Source organism: Pseudomonas sp. PvP009 (assembly GCF_017832995.1).
Classification (GTDB): domain Bacteria; phylum Pseudomonadota; class Gammaproteobacteria; order Pseudomonadales; family Pseudomonadaceae; genus Aquipseudomonas; species Aquipseudomonas syringae.
Genome location: NZ_JAFIBG010000001.1, coordinates 4,940,001 through 4,958,598, shown reverse-complemented (window position 1 = coordinate 4,958,598; position 18,598 = coordinate 4,940,001). Strand labels below are relative to the sequence as shown.

Here is an 18,598-nt window from a genome sequence, read left to right as displayed (position 1 = left end):
CTTTCAGGTTCCTGCGGCCTTCGGCCAGAATCAAGAGCAGTTTTGTGTATAGCCAGAGTGCGGCGGGAAGGTGCAGACGCGGTGGGCTGCGCCGCTAACTGGTGCAACGCGTGCTGCGCTCGACGATGCACATCGGCGTGCCTGCCACGGGTTCGCGCATGATCTGCACTTGCACATCGAACACCTGGCAGACCAGCTCGGCCGTCAGCACATCGCTCGGCGCGCCGCAGGTCACCATGCGTCCGCCCTGCATGACCGCCAGATGGTCGGCGTAGCGGCAGGCCTGATTGATGTCGTGCAGCACGGTAATCACCGTCTTGCCTTCGGCGCTCAGTTCGCGCATCAGGTCCAGCAGTTCGACCTGGTGGCTGATGTCCAGATAGGTGGTCGGCTCGTCGAGCAGGACGATGGCCGCGTCCTGCGCAAGGATCATCGCCAGCCAGGCGCGTTGTCGTTGTCCGCCGGACAGATCGGACAGCGGGCGATCGGCCAGTGTGTCCAGCTCCATGCGCTGCAAGGCCTGATCGACACTGTGCTGATCGACGCCACTCAGACGTCCCCACAGGCTGTTGTGCGGACTGCGGCCGTACGCCACCAACTGGCGTACGCTGACGCCTTCCGGAATCGGCAGCACTTGCGGCAGAAAAGCCACCTTGCGCGCCAGCTCGTTGGCCGACAGCTTGCCGTAGGCTGTGCCGTCCAGACTGAGACTGCCCGATTGCGGGGTGAGAATCCGTGCGAACGCCTTGAGCAGGGTGGATTTCCCGCAACCATTGGGGCCGATCAGCGCAGTGACCTGCGCAGGCGGCGGGCTGAACGACAGGTCTTGCACGATGCGCGTCGCGCCGTAGCCGATGTCGAGTTGCTGCGCCTTCAGAATAGTCATGGGATCAACCTTTGAATCGGGCCAGCAGCCAGAGGAAATACGGAGCGCCGATCACCGCCGTGAGAATCCCGGCCGGAATTTCGCTGGGCGCGATCAGCGTGCGGCCTAGCGTATCGGCCAGCACCAGCAATAACGCACCCAGCACCATCGAGGCGGGCAGCAGGTACTGATGATGACCGCCGACCAGACGGCGGGCCATGTGTGGTGCGACCAGGCCGACGAAGCTCACCGGGCCAATAATGCCCACCCCCAGGCTGGTCAACAGCACGGCACTGCCCATCGCCAGCCAGCGCGTACGCGTGAGGCCGGTGCCCAGGCTCTGTGCCGCCTCGTCACCCAGGCCGATCAGGTTCAGCGGTTTGGCCAGCAGCAGGCTGAGCGGGATCAGCAGCAGAAGCGGCGTGGCCAGCAAGACGTGGTGCCAGTTGCGGCTCCACAGGCTGCCGGTCAGCGCCAGCAGGGCGGTGTTGATATCCAGCGGGTTGGACAGGATCAGAAACTCGGTGATGCTCGACAACGTCACTGCAATCGCGACCCCGGACAACGCGAAACGCACGCCGGAAAACTGCACGCCGGTGTTGTACAACCCCAGCAGCAGCGCTCCCGCCGCGCCGCCCAGACACGCCACAAACGGCAGCGCCGACACCGGTAACTGCGGCAGGCCGATAATCGCGATGGTCAGCGCCAGCCCGGCGCCCTGAGTGACGCCGAGGATTTCCGGCGAGGCCAGCGGGTTGCGAATCACGCCTTGCACAATGGCGCCAGCCAGGCCGAACGCGCAGCCGGTCATGATTGCGATCAAGCCACGCGGCAGGCGATGATTCCAGACCTCGAAGTCCTTGCTGTCGTGGGCGATCAGGTGATCGAGCACGGCGTCGGGTGTCAGCCATACGGTGCCAGCGCTGAGGCTCAGCAGCAGGGCGAGTGCCAGCAGGGTCATCAGCAGCAACAGCCTTGCGCGCGGGTGGTTCATAGCGCACGCCTCGCCAGAAACAGAAAGAACGGCGCGCCGATCAGTGCCGTCACCACCCCGGCCGGTGTTTCCACCGGGAAGGCCACGGCACGGCTGATCAGGTCCGAGGCCAGCACGATGGCCGCGCCCAGGCCGGCGCTGATCGGGATCAGCCAGCGGTAGTCATTGCCCAGCCATTGGCGAGCGATGTTCGGCGCGATCAGGCCGACAAAGCCGATCGGCCCGACCGCACAGACACTGGCGCCGACCAGCAGCAGGCTGACCACGAATACCAGCAGACGCAACGCGCCGATACGCACGCCCAGCGAACGCGCGGCGTCTTCGCCGAGGTTGATCAGGTTAAGGCGTGGCGCACAGACCACCGCCAGCACCACGCCGATCAGCGTGCACGGCCAGAGCAGTTGCAATTGTGCGGCACCGACATTGGCCAGCGACCCAGCCAGCCAGTTGAGGACACTTTGCGCCTGCGCCTCGACGAGAATTACCGTGAGGCGGGTCAATGCGGCGCACAGTGCTGCGACGGCAACGCCTGCCAGCACCAGTCGGCCCTGAGCTGTGGCGGGTGACCAGGCGCCGCCAAGACTGAACACGGTGATCCACGCCAGCGCACCGCCAAGGCAGGTCATCAGCAGTGCGCCACCGGGGAAGGGCAGGGCGACCAGACCGGTGGAAAACAGCGCCAGCCCTAATGCTGCGCCTGCGGTAACGCCAAACAATGACGGGGAGGCCAGACGGTTGCGGGTGATGCCCTGCATCAACGCGCCGGCCACGCCCAGGCAGGCACCGACCAATGCCGCGCACAAGGCACGTGGCACGCGCAGTTGCGCGACGATGTAAGCGATATGACCGCCCTCTCGGCCCTGCGTGATCAGCCCGTTCCAGGCATCTACCTGGCGAATGCTGAACGACGACAGGGCGAACAGCGACACCCAGAACAGTCCCAGGCAGGCCGCTATGATCACGCCCGCCATCAGCCAGCGGCGCATTTACGGGTTCAGCACGGCCTTGCCGCCCTTGAGCACGGCAAGCGCATCGTCGGCGATCTGCTCGGAGGCCATGATCCCGCGATTGCGCGCCCAGCTGTCGCCATCCACTTCAGCCACCTGCTTGTTACGCACCGCGCCCAGCACCTGCCATAGCGGCTGCTTGCTCCAGCTGTCGACGATGCTCGGATGGCGATAATGGCCGACCAGCAACCAGCCCGGGTCCAGGGCCAGCAGTTGCTCCAGGCTGACGAATTCGGTGGGCGCGGCGTTTTTGCGTACTTCCGGGACTTTCAGACCGATCGCCTGCAACACACTGCCTGCGTAAGAGTGCGGGCCGTGTACCGAGAAGCTGTCTTCGCGGGCGACGCCGAACAGCACGTTGGTGTTGGCCGGAATCTGCTCGGCGATAGTCTTCAGGTGCTGTCGGTTTTCCTCGATGCGCGCTTGCATCTGCGGCCCCTTGCCCAGCGCGACGCCGATCAGTTCGGCAGACTTCAGGCTGCCTTGATAATCCTCACCGCGTGACGGCAGCATCAGGGTCGGCGCCAGGCTGGCCAGATCGTTGTACAGCGCCTGATGGCGACCGAGGTCGGCAATGATCAGGTCCGGCTTGAGCCGCGCGATAACCTCTATATTGGGCTGCGAACGCAGGCCCACCGACTGCCATTCGCCGACGGCCTTGCGCACCTTGGGCAGCACGCGGTTGGCATCGCCATCGTCCGCCGCGCCGACGGGTGTCACGCCGACCGAGGCCAGCCCGTCGAGAAACGAAAACTCCAGCACCACCACGCGCTTGGGGGTGTCAGGCAGGTGGACTTTGTGTTGGCCGTCATCAATGTCGATAGGCGCGGCCTGGGCGACGCTCGCCATCAGGGTCAGCAGGCCGCAAGCCAGCAGATGCGGAAGTCGAAAAGCACGCATGGCAAAGGTCCTTTCTAACAAAGCGGAATCATGAAAAACAGGCGCGCCCTGAAGGCCGCGAAGAAAACGGCGGGCGCTATTGATGAAAACGGCGGGCACTATTTCACATCGCGGCGACGGGATCAAAAGTCATTTACGCGTGAGTGCCGTTCTCATTCGGGCTATTTTATGAAACCTTTTGTCACACACGCTACTCTGACAGCCTTCACTGTTGGCCACCTTCATGTACATCCGCGGCGATGTCGCAAGGTTTGGGGAATAAAAATGGGCGCATTGCTCAAGCAAGAAAAGTTTCTGTTGCTGGCAATCATTGCCATGTTCGTCGCTTATCCACTGGAGCATGTGCTGGTAGGCAATGGTCAGGTGGTTGCGCTGGTGTCGGGGCTGGCGCTGGTTGCGTTCATTATCTGCGCCTCGATGCGCGTTGCGCATCACGCCGAGATGCTGGCGGAAAAGGTCGGCGATCCTTACGGCACGATGATCCTCACGCTGTCGGCGGTAACGGTCGAAGTGGTGATCCTGGCGATCATGATGAGCAACGAGCCGTCGCCGACGCTGGTGCGCGATACGATTTATTCGGCGGTGATGCTCGACATCAACGGCATCCTCGGTCTTGCGGCGCTGATGGGCGGTATCAAGCATGGCGAGCAGTCGTACAACGACGATTCGGCGCGCACCTACAGCGTGATGATCCTCACCGCGATGGGTGTGTCGATGGTCGTACCCGAGTTCATTCCCGAGGGGGACTGGAAGATCTATTCGGCGTTTACCATCGGCGCGATGATCCTGCTCTACACCCTGTTCCTGCGCATGCAGGTCGGGCCGCACAGTTATTTTTTCAGCTACAGCTACCCGGAAAAGAAGAAGCGCCAGAGCCAGGGCTCCAATCCGGCTGAAGAGCACGCAGAGCCGGTCAATCTGACCCGCTCAATTGCCACACTGGTTGTCGGCGTGGTGGTGATCGGTGCGCTGGCTGAAGTGATGTCGAAGACGGTTGACCTGGGCCTGGAAGGTACTGGTGCACCGCCGGTGATGACCGCCATCCTGGTCGCCGCCATCTCTGCCGCGCCCGAGATCCTCACGGCCCTGCGTGCCGCGTTGGCCAACCGCATGCAGTCGGTGGTCAACATCGCTCTGGGTGCGTCGCTGTCGACCGTGATCCTCACCGTTCCGGTCATGGAAGCCATGGCACTTTACAGCGGCCAGCCCTTCCAGATGGCCATGACTCCGGTGCAGACCGTGATGATCCTCATCACCCTGCTGGTGTCCGCCATCAACCTCAACGACGGCGAAACCAACGCCATCGAAGGCATGACCCACTTCGTACTGTTCGCGACGTTCATCATGCTGTCGTGTCTGGGGCTTTAGGGCCTATCGCTCCCACGCTCTGCGTCGCAAGAGGACGCAGAGCGTCCTGAACGGCATGCCGACGCCGAGCGTCGCACGATAGTTGAGATTATCGCCCCGCACGTTCAGCCCTGAATCAATTCCCGCGCGGCCTGGCTGTGATCGGCAATCAGTTGTTTGATATCCAGGCCTTCGACCTGGCCGTCGATCACTCGCCATTGCCCTGCAATCATCACCCGGTCGGCACGGTCCGCGCCGCACAGCAGCAGGGCTGACAGCGGATCATGGCTGCCGGAAAAGCGCAGTTCGTCCAGCTTGAACAACGCCAGATCAGCCTGTTTACCCACCGCCAGTTCACCGAGGTCAGTGCGTCCGAGCAATTGCGCCGACCCCTTGGTGGCCCAGCCCAGCACGAGCTGTGGGGTGATTTTTTCGGCGCCGTAGCGCAGGCGTTGCAGGTAAAGCGCCTGGCGGGTTTCCAGGATCATGTTCGATGCGTCGTTGGACGCCGAGCCATCGACCCCAAGCCCCAACGGCGCGCCAGCAGCGAGCAGGTCCAAGGTCGGACAAATGCCGGAGGCCAGGCGCATGTTCGAGCTCGGGCAGTGGCAGACACCCGTACCTGCTGCGCCGAGACGGGCGATTTCGTCGGGGTTGAAGTGGATACCATGGGCCAGCCAGGTACGCGGTCCCAGCCAGCCGACACTGTCCAGATAATCCACGGTGCGCAGGCCGAAGCGTTGCAGGCAGAAGTCTTCTTCGTCGAGGGTTTCGGCCAGATGGGTGTGCAGGCGCACGTCGAGTTTTTCGGCCATGGCCGCACTCTCGGCCATGATCTGCGGCGTGACCGAAAACGGTGAGCAGGGCGCCAGAGCGATCTGAATCTGCGCGCCGTCGCCACGCTGATGGTAGGTCTCGATCAAGCGCTGGCTGTCGGCCAGAATCACTTCGCCCTGCTGCACGGTTTGCTGGGGCGGCAAGCCTCCATCCGCTTCGCCCAGGCTCATCGAGCCGCGTGTCAGCATCGCGCGCATGCCCAGTTCCCGGACGCTCTGCACCTGTACATCGATAGCGTGCTCCAGCCCGTCGGGAAACAGATAGTGGTGGTCGGCAGCGGTCGTACACCCGGACAGCAACAACTCGGCCAGCGCCACCTTGCTGGCGACCGCAAGCTTGTCCGGTGTCAGGCGCGCCCATACCGGGTACAGGGTCTTCAGCCAGGGGAACAACGGCTGATTGACCACTGGAGCCCAGGCCCGCGTGAGGGTTTGATAGAAGTGATGGTGCGTGTTGATCAACCCCGGCAGCAGCACATGCTCACGGGCATCGAACGTTTGATTGCAGTGCTTTGACGGGAGCTGCCCGGCGGCCAGCACTTCAGTGATGACGCCGCCTTCAATGACCAGACCGCCACGGGCGTCCAGGTCATTGGCAGTAAACACGGCAAGGGGATTTTTCAACCAGATACGGATCGCGGGCATGGGCCGGCTCCTCTGAAAGACAGGTTCAGGTTAGCCAGCTCAGTGTTGCCCTGTCTGCTGATCCAGGGTCGCCGGGGTCAGGTGCGCCCCGGCGAAGGACGGCGATTCTAGTCGAGCGGCCGGTTACCAGGCAATCGTCTTGCCCTGGTAGTCGATGAAGTGATGGCCGCCTTTGCCGGCGTAGGCATTGAGCTGTTCGACCAGCCCGGTGGTGCTGGTCATGACGTCGATGGCGGCATTTTCGCCGCCCATGTCGGTCTTCACCCAACCCGGATGCATCGACAGCACGGTAGGACGGTTCTCGCCCAGCTCTGTAACGAAGGTATTGGTCATCGAATTGAGCGCGGCTTTGCTGGCCTTGTACAGCGCAAGGTTGGCGCCATCCGGGCAAGTGACGCTGCCCAGCCACGAACTCATGAACGCCAGGACGCCCGTGCCGGGACGAATTTGATCGACGAAGCGCTCGGCCAGACGAATCGGTGCCACAGCGTTGGTCAGGAACAATTGCCCGAGCTCGGCAGCGGTCGACTTCGCAGCGCTCTGGTGTGCCGCGCCGCTGATGCCGGCATTGACGAACAGCACGTCGAACACCTCACCGCGCAGCTTCTGGACCAGCACTTCAAGCGAGGCGGTTTCGTCCAGATCCACCGCTTCGATGCGCACGCCCTCGACTGCTTTCAGGTTTTCGGCATTTTGCGGATCACGTACGGTGGCGGTGACTTGCCAGCCCTGTTCGGTCAAGCGCTGCACCAGCCCTAGCCCCAGGCCACGCGAAGCACCGATGATCAGAGCGGTTTTCTTGGTAGTGGTCATGAATGATTCCTTGGCAGATTGAGAGACAGACTCCATGGCAGTGCCAGCAAGGTCTCTCGAAAGTTTCGACCTTGCAGCGTACTCCTGCCCATGACCTGTTGGAATCTTCGCGAGCCGAAAACGTTCAAGGTAGATGCCTGACGCGGAGCATTGGCACGATAGTCGGGATTATCGTTCTGCACGCTCCAGCGTGGGAGTGCCGTTCGTGACGCTGTGCGTCAACCCTCTGCGCCGCTAGCTTCCTCAATGCCCCGCACGCCAGGGCTGGCCCAGCGATACCGGCGCATACAGCCGGGTGCGCAGGGCGTCGCGGGAGAGCAGGACGAGGACGATGATGGTGGCCACATACGGCAGCATCGCCAGCAGGTTGGATGGGATGGCCAGGCCGATGCCCTGCGCGACCAGGTGCAGAATGCTGGCCAGCCCGAACAGGTAGGCACCCAGCAGCAGACGCCACACGCGCCAGCTGGCGAAAACCACCAGTGCCAGGGCAATCCAGCCACGTCCGGCGCTCATGTTTTCTGCCCACATCGGCGTGTAGGCCAGTGACAGATAAGCCCCGGCCAGCCCGGCCATCGCGCCGCCGAACAGCACCGCGAGGGTGCGCACGCGCAACACCGGCAAGCCCATGGCGCTGGCGGCATCGGGGTTTTCGCCGACGGCCTGGATGATCAGCCCGACGCGGCTTTTCAGCAGTGCCCAGGCGACCAGCGCGAACAAGGCGAAGGACAGGTAGACCAGCAGGTCCTGAGCAAACAGCATGCGGCCGATCAGCGGAATGTCGCTGAGCAGCGGGATGGCGACCGGCTCGAAACCGTTCAACGGTTTGCCGACCCAGGCGGCCCCGACGAAGCTGGAAAGGCCGACACCGAAGATGGTCAGCGCCAGCCCGGTCGCGACCTGATTGGCGTTGAACACCAGTGCCACCAAGGCAAACAGTGCCGAGAGCAGCATGCCTGCAAGCATTGCCAGCAGCACGCCGAGCCAGAGGTTTCCGGTGTTCAGGGCGACGATGAAACCGATCACTGCGCCAAACAGCATCATGCCTTCCTGACCGAGGTTGATGACGCCGCTTTTTTCACAAATCAGCTCACCCAGCGCCACCAGCAGCAAGGGGGTTCCGCAACGGACCATGGCGTAGAAAATGTTGCTCAGCAGGTCGATATCCATCATGCGGCTCCTGTGACGGGTGTCATCTGGCGCTTGGCCCAGTGCAGTTTCAGACGTGGGCGGTAGAGAATTAGCACATCACAGGCCAGCAGGAAAAACAGCATCATCCCCTGAAACAACTGAGTGATTGCCAACGGCAGGTTCAAGGTCATTTGCGCGCTTTCCCCACCCAGATACAGCAGGGCGATCAACAGGCTGGAGAACAGAATGCCGATGGGGTTGAGGCGGCCGAGAAAGGCCACGGTGATCGCGGCATAGCCATAACCGGGCGAGACCTGCGGCACCAGTTGGCCAATCGGCCCGGTCACTTCCGATACGCCCGCCAGCCCGGCCAGCGCGCCACTGATCAACAGGGCCAGCCAGACCAGGCGTTTTTCACGGAAGCCGACAAACCCGGCAGCACGCTTGTCCAGGCCCAGCACCTTGATCTGAAAACCGACGAAACTGCGTTGCAGCAACACCCACACCGCGACCAGCGCGAACAGGGCGAAGTACACCCCAATGTGCGCGCGGCCATCCTCCATCAGCAGTGGCAGACGGCTGGCGTCGCCAAAGGTCGCTGACTCCGGGAAGTTCATGCCGGCAGGGTCCTTGAGCGGCCCGTGGACGAAGTACAGCAGCAAGTTGAGGGCGATGTAATTGAGCATGATGCTGGTGAGGATTTCATTGGCGTTGAAATGCGTGCGCAGCCAGGCGGTCACGCCCGCCCAGGCAGCGCCGGCGAGGGTGCCGGCCAGCAACACCATGACCAGCGCCCAACGACTTTCCATCTCGATGATATTTACCGCCACGGCACTGCCCGCCAATGCGCCGAGCAGCAACTGGCCTTCCGCACCGATGTTCCAGATGCGCGCCTGATAGGCGACCGCCAGACCCAGCGCGCAGAGCAGAATCGGCAGGGTCTTGACCATCAATTCCGACAGGCCGTACCAGTCGCTGACCGGCGCGATCAGCAAGGTGTGCAGTGTCACCACAGGGTTCAGGCCCAGACCGATGAACAGCAGCGAACCGCAGACCAGGGTCAGCACCGCAGCCAGTAAAGGGGAGCACCACAACATCGCGCGCGATTGCTGGCCGCGCGGTTCCAGAGAAAGCAGCATGTTTTGCTCCGTTAACCAGGCACGTGGGCTTGGGTTTGAGAATGATCGAACTGTCCCGCCATCCAGCCGCCGATTTGCACGGTGCTGGTCTGTTCAGTAGGGATAAGGTCGGAAAGCTGACCGCCGCTCAGGGCGGCGAGTCGGTCGCTGATCTGGAACAATTCGTCCAGGTCTTCGGAGATCACCAGAATCGCGGCCCCGGCGTCGCGCAAGGCAATCAGCGCCCGATGGATCGCCGCCGCAGCGCCGACATCCACGCCCCAGGTGGGATGCGCGGCAATCAATAGTTTCGGCTTTTGCAGAATTTCCCGACCGAGAATGAATTTCTGCAGGTTGCCGCCCGACAGACTGCGCGCCGGGGCCAGTGCATCCGGCGTCTTGACTGCAAAGCGCCGAATGATTTCGTCAGCCAGTGCGCGCACCTTGCTGCGCTGGATCAGGCCATTGCTCACCAGCCCTTGCTGGAAGGCGGTAAGCAGCGCGTTGTCGGCAAGACTGAGTTCCGGCACTGCGCCATGTCCCAGGCGCTCGGCCGGGACGAATGCCAAGCCACGCTTGCGCCGCGCATCGGGGCGCAGGTTGCCGACCGGGGCATCCTCAAAACGCAGGGTCGCCGCCTGGGCGTGCGGCAAGGTCTGTTCGCCGCTGAGCAGCGCCAGCAATTCATCCTGACCATTCCCGGCTACACCTGCGATACCGACGATTTCGCCGCTGCGTACTTCCAGACTGAGGTCTTTGAGTGAGCAGCCGAACGGGTCCGGGTTGTGCCAGGACAGTTTGTCGATGCGCAAAAAGGCTTTGCCGCCGCTGGCTTTCTCATACTGCGCGGTCAGCCCTTCGGCATCACCGACCATCAAGCGCGCCAGTTCCAGATCGGAACATTCAGCGGGAATGCAGTGCCCGGAGACCTTGCCGTTGCGCAGCACGGTTGCGCTGTGACACAGCGCGCGCACCTCGCCCAGCTTGTGACTGATAAACAGAATGCTGCAGCCTTCTCGAGCCAGATGGCGCAGGGTCACGAACAGCTCCTCGGCTTCCTGGGGCGTCAACACCGACGTGGGTTCGTCGAGGATCAACAGGCGAATGTCCTGCATCAGGCAGCGAATGATCTCGACTTTCTGCCGCTCGCCAATCGACAGGCTGTGGACCAGCCGCTGGGGTTCAACCGCCATGCCGTAGCGTTGAGAGACCTCGCGGATGCGCGGCTCCAGTTGTTTGGGCGTGCCTGCCGCTGCGCCCATGGCCAGCGCGATGTTTTGCGCGACGCTGAGGGTTTCGAATAGCGAAAAATGCTGGAACACCATGCCGATGCCCAGGCTTCTGGCCTGTGCCGGATTGCGCATGGTCTGCGCCTGGCCTTGCCAGATGATCGTCCCGGCGTCGGGCTGCGTCACGCCGTAGATGATCTTCATCAGCGTGCTTTTGCCCGCACCGTTTTCACCCAGCAGGGCGTGAATCTCTCCGGGCTGAATCGTCAGGTCGACAGCGTCGTTGGCCAGGCAGCCGGGATACCGTTTGGTGATGTGGCGCAGTTGCAGGCGCGCAGGTATCGCGTGGTTTGACATGAAAGGCTCTGAGGCAGAAGTGGGTCGCGTGTGGATAAAGCAAAATCCTGGCCAAGGAGTCAGGATTCGCGTCCGGCACGCGGAATCAAGGCCAGGCACGGAGTTTTCGGCCCTGTCACCGGCCTTCGCCCATCGAGCGCGCTCGTTTCAGCACCAGTTCGGGGCGTGCAGGTTGAACGCGGGCCAATGTGGCTCTTTGATTTGAACAAAAAATGTACAGCGGACGTGGAAGGCGGTGCGCTGAACCAATGCGCGACCCTTGCACCTGTTATCCACAGGTTCTTCCACAGATACTGTGCGCAAGCAGGTTGAGTGAGAATAATGCGGCGACGGTTAACATCCAAAGGCACTAAGAAGCGCTAACAGGCTGTTTTTGCACTCTTTATGGATCCACGCACGGCAATTGCTCAAAAAACGATCATTCGCCTGAAACGCAAGCCCGGCAAGGCTCGCGGTGGAGTGTGCTCAGCTTATCCACAGCCGGATGCACAGTAGATGTGGGCAGTTTTGACATGTTGCGCAAAGGCTCCGGCTACTGCTCCGGCGCTGCGTGCAGAAGGATTCTGCCGCGACTCAAGTCAGCCAGTTGGCGCTGCAGGGTGTCGGTGTGCTCAGGGCCGATGGCGATGGACATCTGCACACCGTTGGCCATGAAGTTTTCGCTTTCCACAAGACCGTTCAATTCGCCGAGACGCAGCTTGACCAGCGCCAGCTCACTGAAGCTGCATTCAAGATGGAACGACGCGCGCTGGATCAGCGGCAGACGCTCGGCCTGTTGCAGACATTTGTTGGCACCGCCGCCATAGGCGCGGGCCAGGCCGCCTGTCCCCAGTTGAATGCCGCCGTACCAGCGGATCACCAGCACCACGACCTGATCGAACGCCTGCGCTTCGATGGCGGCCAGAATCGGCCTGCCTGCAGTGCCGCCCGGTTCGCCGTCATCGTTGCTGCGATACTGCCCGCCGAGCTTCCATGCCCAGCAATTATGAGTGGCGTTCAAGTCACTGTGCTGCTCGATGAACGCCTGTGCGTCGGCCGGGCTGGCGATGGGGGCGGCGAGGGTGATGAAGCGGCTCTTACGAATTTCTTCACGAAACTCGCAAGGGCCGACCAGGGTAAAAGGCATGCGTGTGTCCAGCTGACGTCAAGGCGACGATTCTACAAGGCTGGCGGCGTGAGCCCACAACCTTTGAGGATGATTCGAATGAGATTGTTGCTGGCCTGATCCATGTCCTGGCGCGTCAGTCGGGAGCGACCGGTGACGCGACAGATCTGCGAGGCGAAGTCGGCATAGTGCTGGGTGCTGCCCCATAGCAGGAAGATCAGGTGCACCGGGTCAACGGGGTCCATCTTGCCGGCGTCGATCCAGGCTTGAAAGACCGCGGCCCGGCCCTGGAACCACAGGCGGTAATCCTGGCTGAAGTACTCGCTCATGCATTCGCCACCGCTGATGATTTCCATGGCGAAGATCCGCGAGGCCTGTGGCTGGCGGCGCGAGAACTCCATCTTGGCGCGAATATAGCGGGCCAGCGCCTCTGCCGGGTCGTCTTCGACGCTGAGGTGGTTGAAGGTGCTGTCCCACAAATCGATGATGTTGCTGAGCACCGCGACATACAGGCCGAGTTTGTTGGTGAAGTAGTAATGCAGATTGGCTTTTGGCAGCCCGGCCTTGATCGCGATGGTGTTCATGCTGGTGCCCTTGAAACCGTGGCGGGCGAATTCATCTTCGGCTGCCTGGATGATCGCTTCTTCGTTCTTCTGACGAATACGGCTTGCAGGCTTGGTGACGTGAGCGCTGTGTGCGGGGACTTCAAGGGTCATGGGCAATTCCGGACAGGTCGTAGGGCGCGACGGATGAACAGATAGCGCACCGGCGAGCATCTCGCAAGCGTCGGTGCGGGCGCGGCATGCAAAGTTATCGTGGTTGCTCCACAGGTTCGGGTTCCGGCACGTCGTCGGTCGTAGCGGCGGCGACTTTGCTTTCCGGAATCAGCAGGCACATGACAATGGCCGTGATACCGCCGCTGGTGATGGCCGAATCGAACAGGTTCTGCACCAGTTTCGGCAATTGATGCAGCAGCGCAGGCTGCGACGCAATGCCCAGACCGACACCCAATGACGTCGCAATGATCAGCATGCTGCGTCGGTCGAGCGGCGACTGGGCCAGAATGCGCACACCGGCCGCCGCGACGCTGCCGAACATGACCAGCGTTGCGCCGCCGAGCACCGGCTTAGGGATCTGCTGAACGATGGCACCAATGTGTGGAAAAAGCCCGAGCACGAACAGCACCGCGCCGATGTACAGCCCGACATAGCGACTGGCAACGCCGGTCAACTGGATCACACCGTTGTTTTGCGCAAAGGTGGTATTGGGAAATGCGCTGAAGGTCGCGGCGATCATGCAGCTGACGCCATCGCCCAGTACGCCGCCCTTGAGGCGTGCCAGGTAGCTCGGGCCGCTGATGGGCTGGCGCGCGAGCATGCAATTGGCGGTCAGGTCGCCGACCGTTTCGATGCTGCTGATCAGATAAATCAGCGCGACAGGCAGGAAAGCGCTCCAGTCGAAATTGAAGCCGAAGCGGAAGGGCATCGGAACGCTGATCAATGGCAGGTCGTGAAAGGGTTGCGGCACCAGTTTGCCGCTGAACCACGCGGCCAGACTGCCGACCGCCAGGCCGATAATGATGGCTGACAAACGTACCCAAGGCGTATTCGAGCGATTGAGCACGATGATCACGGCCAGCACGAACGCGCCCAGCGCCAGATTAACCGGGGCGCCGAAGTCCGGCGCGTTGAAGCCGCCGCCCAGGTCTGTCACGCCCACCTTGATCAGGCTCACACCAATCAGCGTGATGACAATACCGGTCACCAGCGGCGTGATGACCCTTCGCAATTGGCTAATGCAGCGACTCAGTGCGATCTGCACCAGCGCACCGAAAAAGCACACGCCGAAGATCATCGCCATGATGTCCTCCGGGCTGCCGCCGCGCTGTTTGACCAGAAAGCCTGCGGACAACACGGCGCCCAGGAACGCGAAGCTGGTGCCTTGCAGACAGATCATGCCCGCGCCGATGCCGAACGGGCGGCGCGCCTGGATGAACGTACCGGTGCCCGAGACCATCAAGGCCATGCTGATCAGGTACGGCATGTATTGGGTCAGGCCGAGGGTCGAGCCGATGATCAGGGGCGGGGTGATGATCCCCACGAAGCTGGCGAGAACGTGCTGGAACGCTGCCAAAATGGCCGTCCAGGGTTTTGGTCGATCGTTCAGGCCGTAAATCAGATCATCGTTGTCGAGTGTTTCAGGCTGCATGGCGAGTTCTCGGACGGGGAAATGCCATGTGCTGGCGTGTCGTTGTTCGGGACTACTGCAAAAAACTGTCCAGTTGCTCAGGTTATTTTTATTTGAGTCCGGTTATTTCAATAAATATCAGCCTCATAGCGCTTTGAAGGCGCGCTGCAGCGTCGGCGAGCCGGCCAGGTGTCGGACAGAAATGTGTCATCGGGTAGCGGCAAGTGTTTCCAGAAAGCTCTCGAGCACCAAATGAGGGCGCCGGCCTTTGCGGGTGACGGTCACCAGGTTGAGGTCGTAAAACTTCGAATCCGGTTTCAATGCGCGCAGCCTGCCTTCCTGCACCCAAGCGTTGGCGTAATGATCGGGCAGATAGCCTATATAGCGGCCGGTCAGAATCAGGAAGGCGATGCCCTCCCGGTCGGACGCGCTGGCCGTGCAGGTCAGCGCCTGATAGTGGTCCTGAACATCGTTGGGCAGGCGAAAGGTCGGAGCGATGGCTTCCTGTTGTGCGAGGCGTGCGTCATCCAGCGTGGCATTGTCGGCGTAAAACAGAGGATGCCCGACCGCGCAATAGAGCAGCGAACGCTCGCTGTACAACGGATGATACTCAAGCCCCGGCAAGGCACTGGCCTGTGGAACGACACCGACATGCAGGCCGCCGTCGAGTACACCGCGCTCGACTTCGGCGGGGGCGATCATGCGGATGTTGATGTGCACGCCCGGTCCGCGCTCTTTCAGCCGGGCAAGGGCATGGGTGATGCGCATGTGGGGCAGGGTGACCAGATTGTCGGTCAGGCCGATGTTCAGTTCGCCGCGCAGGTTCTGGTGCAGGCCGTTGACCTCTGTCCTGAAACTTTCCAGGGCGCTGAGCAGTTGCAGCGACGACTGATAGACCTCGCGCCCTTCGTCGGTCAGCGAAAAACCGGCGCGTCCTCGCTGGCACAGGCGCAGGCCGAGGCGTTGTTCCAGGTCACTCATCTGCTGGCTGATCGCGGATCGGCCAATGCCGAGCACGCTCTCAGCCGCAGAAAAGCCACCCGCTTCGACAACGCTTTTGAATAGGCGCAGCAAGCGGATATCAAAGTCACTGACCTGCGACACCGGATCGGAACGACGGATATTCATTGTTTAGTGATTACCAAACCAAAGATCGTAAAAGTCGGGTTTTATGAACTTTATCCGCGTGGCACCTTAGCTGCAATGACTGATCGTTCAGCGCCTGCGAGGCTTGCTCCCATGAATATGTTCGAAGTGTCCGATGTGCCTGTCACCCGTCAGTTGAAGCTCGATGCTCACTGGATGCCTTACACCGCGAATCGAAATTTCCAGCGCGACCCGCGCATGGTCGTGGCCGCGCATGGCAGCTATCTGACAGACGACAAGGGACGCAAGATCTACGATGCACTCTCAGGCCTATGGACATGTGGCGCCGGGCACACTCGCAAGGAAATTCAGGAAGCCGTGTCCCGGCAACTGGGTGTGTTGGATTACTCGCCGGGCTTTCAGTTCGGGCATCCCCTGTCGTTCCAGCTGGCAGAACAGATTACCGACCTGACGCCGGGCAATCTCAACCACGTCTTCTATACCAACTCGGGTTCCGAGTGCGCGGATACGGCGGTGAAGATGGTGCGCGCCTACTGGCGGCTGAAAGGCCAGGCGACCAAGACCAAGATGATCGGTCGGGCACGCGGCTATCACGGCGTGAATGTGGCGGGTACCAGCCTGGGCGGAGTGAATGGCAACCGCAAGATGTTCGGCCAGTTGATGGACGTCGACCACTTGCCGCACACCCTGCTGGCCAGCAATGCGTACTCGAAGGGCATGCCCGAGGCGGGCGGTATCGCGCTGGCTGACGAGATGCTCAAGCTGATCGAGTTGCATGATGCGTCGAACATCGCTGCAGTGATCGTCGAACCCATGTCGGGCTCGGCCGGTGTGATCGTTCCGCCGCAAGGCTATCTCAAGCGGCTGCGTGAGATTTGTGATCAGCACAATATCCTGCTGATCTTCGATGAAGTCATCACCGGCTTCGGTCGTACGGGCTCGATGTTTGGTGCCGACAGTTTCGGTGTCACGCCTGACCTGATGTGCATCGCCAAGCAGATCACCAATGGCGCTATCCCCATGGGCGCGGTAATCGCCAGCAGCGAGATCTATCAAACGTTCATGAATCAGCCGACGCCGGAGTACGCCGTCGAATTCCCTCACGGCTACACCTATTCCGCTCACCCCGTAGCGTGTGCTGCCGGGCTGGCGGCGCTTGAACTGCTGCAACGGGAGAATCTGGTGCAGCAGGCCGCCGCAGTCGCGCCGCATTTTGAACGTGCGCTGCACGGTATCAAGGGCGCGAAAAACGTGGTCGATATCCGCAATTACGGTCTGGCGGGTGCCATCCAGCTCGCACCGCGTGACGGGGATGCCATCGTGCGCCCCTTCGAGGCGGGCATGAAGCTGTGGAAAGCCGGTTTCTACGTGCGCTTTGGCGGTGACACCCTGCAATTCGGACCGACCTTCAACAGCCAGGCGCAGGATCTGGATCGATTGTTCGATGCCGTCGGCGAAACCCTGAATCTGATCGACTGACCGCGCTGGCAGCACTCTCTTCTTATATGCGTGCCTTTATCGCATCGGGTGTGAGCTGACTCACGCCCGCTGCCTTTATCCGGAGTTTTCCATGAGCAGCATTCAACACCTGATCCACGGCGAGTTCGTTTCTGCTGAAGGTCGTAGCGCCAATGTGTTCAACCCGTCGACCGGGCAGGTTATCCACACCGTAGCGCTGGCCGATCGCGAAACAGTCCAGAAGGCAATCGACTCGGCCAAGGCTGCCTTTCCGGCGTGGCGCAATACGCCACCGGCCAAGCGTGCTCAGGTGATGTTCCGTTTCAAACAACTGCTCGAGCAGAACGAGGCACGCATTGCCCAATTGATCAGTGAAGAACACGGCAAGACCCTGGAAGATGCGGCGGGCGAGCTGAAGCGCGGCATTGAAAACGTGGAGTACGCCTGCGCCGCGCCTGAAGTGCTCAAGGGTGAATACAGCCGCAACGTCGGGCCGAACATCGATGCGTGGTCTGACTTTCAACCGCTGGGTATCGTTGCCGGTATTACCCCGTTCAACTTCCCGGCGATGGTGCCGCTGTGGATGTACCCGCTGGCCATTGCGTGCGGTAACTGCTTCATCCTCAAGCCTTCGGAGCGCGATCCCAGTTCAACGCTGTTGATTGCCGAACTGCTGCATGAGGCGGGGCTGCCGAAGGGTGTGCTCAATGTGGTTCACGGTGACAAGGTCGCGGTCGATGCGCTGATCGAAGCGCCGGAGGTCAAGGCGCTCAGCTTCGTCGGTTCTACGCCTATTGCCGAGTACATCTATAAGGAAGGCGCAGCGCGGGGCAAGCGCGTTCAGGCCCTCGGTGGCGCCAAGAATCATGCGGTGTTGATGCCGGATGCCGATCTGGACAATGCCGTGAGTGCCTTGATGGGCGCAGCTTACGGATCCTGCGGCGAGCGTTGCATGGCGATCTCGGTCGCGGTGTGCGTTGGTGATCAGATCGCTGATGCATTAGTGGCCAAGCTGGTTCCGCAAATCCAGAGCCTGAAGATCGGTGCGGGCACGACCTGTGGCCTGGACATGGGGCCACTGGTCACCGGGCAGCATCGCGACAAGGTCGGCGGCTATATAGAAGACGGTGTGCAAGCGGGCGCGACCTTGGTGGTCGACGGGCGCAATCTTCAGGTTGCCGGGCACGAACAGGGCTTCTTCATGGGGGGCTGCCTGTTCGATCGCGTGACGCCAGAGATGCGTATCTATAAAGAAGAGATTTTCGGGCCGGTGCTGTGCATCGTGCGTGTGGACAGCCTTGAGCAGGCCATGCAACTGATCAACGATCACGAATACGGCAACGGCACCTGCATCTTTACCCGCGATGGCGAAGCGGCGCGTCTGTTCTGCGACGAAATTGAAGTGGGGATGGTCGGGGTCAACGTTCCGCTGCCAGTACCGGTGGCTTATCACAGCTTTGGTGGCTGGAAGCGTTCCCTGTTCGGCGACCTGCATGCGT

16 protein-coding genes (1 of these 16 running past the window's edge) are annotated in these 18,598 nt (G+C 61.5%); 3 read left to right on the top strand and 13 right to left on the bottom strand.

The window, feature by feature from the left end:
• Positions 1-94: 94 nt before the first annotated feature.
• The 4 genes from fecE to JOE29_RS21305 are packed head-to-tail and all read right to left on the bottom strand — an operon-like array spanning position 95 to position 3,766.
• Positions 95-886: a Fe(3+) dicitrate ABC transporter ATP-binding protein FecE gene (gene fecE / locus JOE29_RS21320; protein ID WP_057405772.1), complete on the bottom strand. Its 792-nt coding sequence runs from the start codon at positions 884-886 to the stop codon at positions 95-97.
• Between the two features lie 4 nt (positions 887-890).
• The gene (locus JOE29_RS21315; RefSeq protein WP_074955177.1) at positions 891-1,859 is read right to left on the bottom strand and encodes an iron chelate uptake ABC transporter family permease subunit; all 969 of its coding nucleotides are present in this window, start codon (positions 1,857-1,859) and stop codon (positions 891-893) included.
• Entirely contained in the window at positions 1,856-2,845 is a 990-nt protein-coding gene (fecC, locus tag JOE29_RS21310; RefSeq protein ID WP_181004430.1) for an iron-dicitrate ABC transporter permease FecC, read from the bottom strand. The genes JOE29_RS21315 and fecC overlap by 4 nt, the downstream gene beginning before the upstream one ends.
• Positions 2,846-3,766, bottom strand: coding sequence for a Fe(3+) dicitrate ABC transporter substrate-binding protein FecB (locus JOE29_RS21305; RefSeq protein WP_057405766.1), 921 nt, complete (start codon positions 3,764-3,766; stop codon positions 2,846-2,848).
• Positions 3,767-4,030: 264 nt separating this feature from the next.
• Here JOE29_RS21305 and JOE29_RS21300 point away from each other — a divergent pair, with 264 nt between their 5' ends.
• The gene (locus JOE29_RS21300; protein ID WP_010416835.1) at positions 4,031-5,134 is read left to right on the top strand and encodes a calcium:proton antiporter; all 1,104 of its coding nucleotides are present in this window, start codon (positions 4,031-4,033) and stop codon (positions 5,132-5,134) included.
• A gap of 104 nt (positions 5,135-5,238) precedes the next feature.
• On the opposite strand, the gene JOE29_RS21295 is transcribed toward JOE29_RS21300, so the two are convergent.
• The 9 genes from JOE29_RS21295 to JOE29_RS21255 form a co-directional block, all read right to left on the bottom strand.
• Entirely contained in the window at positions 5,239-6,594 is a 1,356-nt protein-coding gene (locus JOE29_RS21295; RefSeq protein ID WP_103689925.1) for an 8-oxoguanine deaminase, read from the bottom strand.
• Positions 6,595-6,717: 123 nt separating this feature from the next.
• Positions 6,718-7,407: an SDR family oxidoreductase gene (locus tag JOE29_RS21290; protein WP_003318635.1), complete on the bottom strand. Its 690-nt coding sequence runs from the start codon at positions 7,405-7,407 to the stop codon at positions 6,718-6,720.
• Between the two features lie 243 nt (positions 7,408-7,650).
• Positions 7,651-8,577, bottom strand: a complete 927-nt coding sequence (locus JOE29_RS21285) for an ABC transporter permease (protein WP_198700306.1) — start codon at positions 8,575-8,577, stop codon at positions 7,651-7,653.
• Positions 8,577-9,677: an ABC transporter permease gene (locus JOE29_RS21280; RefSeq protein WP_004414954.1), complete on the bottom strand. Its 1,101-nt coding sequence runs from the start codon at positions 9,675-9,677 to the stop codon at positions 8,577-8,579. The genes JOE29_RS21285 and JOE29_RS21280 overlap by 1 nt, the downstream gene beginning before the upstream one ends.
• 11 nt (positions 9,678-9,688) lie before the next feature.
• On the bottom strand, positions 9,689-11,242 hold the full coding sequence (locus JOE29_RS21275; protein WP_032663149.1) for an ABC transporter ATP-binding protein: 1,554 nt from the start codon (positions 11,240-11,242) through the stop codon (positions 9,689-9,691).
• A 532-nt stretch (positions 11,243-11,774) separates the two neighbouring features.
• The gene (locus tag JOE29_RS21270) at positions 11,775-12,368 is read right to left on the bottom strand and encodes a YigZ family protein (protein WP_003422231.1); all 594 of its coding nucleotides are present in this window, start codon (positions 12,366-12,368) and stop codon (positions 11,775-11,777) included.
• Positions 12,369-12,400: 32 nt separating this feature from the next.
• Positions 12,401-13,063, bottom strand: a complete 663-nt coding sequence (locus tag JOE29_RS21265; RefSeq protein ID WP_003318629.1) for a TetR/AcrR family transcriptional regulator — start codon at positions 13,061-13,063, stop codon at positions 12,401-12,403.
• A 94-nt stretch (positions 13,064-13,157) separates the two neighbouring features.
• A complete protein-coding gene (locus JOE29_RS21260; protein ID WP_210079841.1) occupies positions 13,158-14,555 on the bottom strand; it encodes a nucleobase:cation symporter-2 family protein in 1,398 nt (465 codons plus the stop codon).
• A gap of 186 nt (positions 14,556-14,741) precedes the next feature.
• Positions 14,742-15,662 carry a LysR family transcriptional regulator gene (locus JOE29_RS21255; RefSeq protein ID WP_003414652.1) on the bottom strand — a complete coding sequence of 307 codons (921 nt, stop codon included), beginning with the start codon at positions 15,660-15,662 and terminating at the stop codon, positions 14,742-14,744.
• A 111-nt stretch (positions 15,663-15,773) separates the two neighbouring features.
• On the opposite strand from JOE29_RS21255, the gene JOE29_RS21250 reads away from it, so the two are divergent.
• Positions 15,774-17,120 (top strand): aspartate aminotransferase family protein, encoded by a 1,347-nt coding sequence (locus tag JOE29_RS21250; RefSeq protein WP_003414655.1) that lies wholly within the window; start codon positions 15,774-15,776, stop codon positions 17,118-17,120.
• A gap of 91 nt (positions 17,121-17,211) precedes the next feature.
• On the top strand, positions 17,212-18,598 hold the 5' portion of the coding sequence (locus JOE29_RS21245) for a CoA-acylating methylmalonate-semialdehyde dehydrogenase (RefSeq protein WP_003422228.1). 107 nt of this gene lie beyond the right edge of the window; only the first 1,387 of its 1,494 coding nucleotides appear in the window; the start codon lies at positions 17,212-17,214; the stop codon falls past the right edge of the window.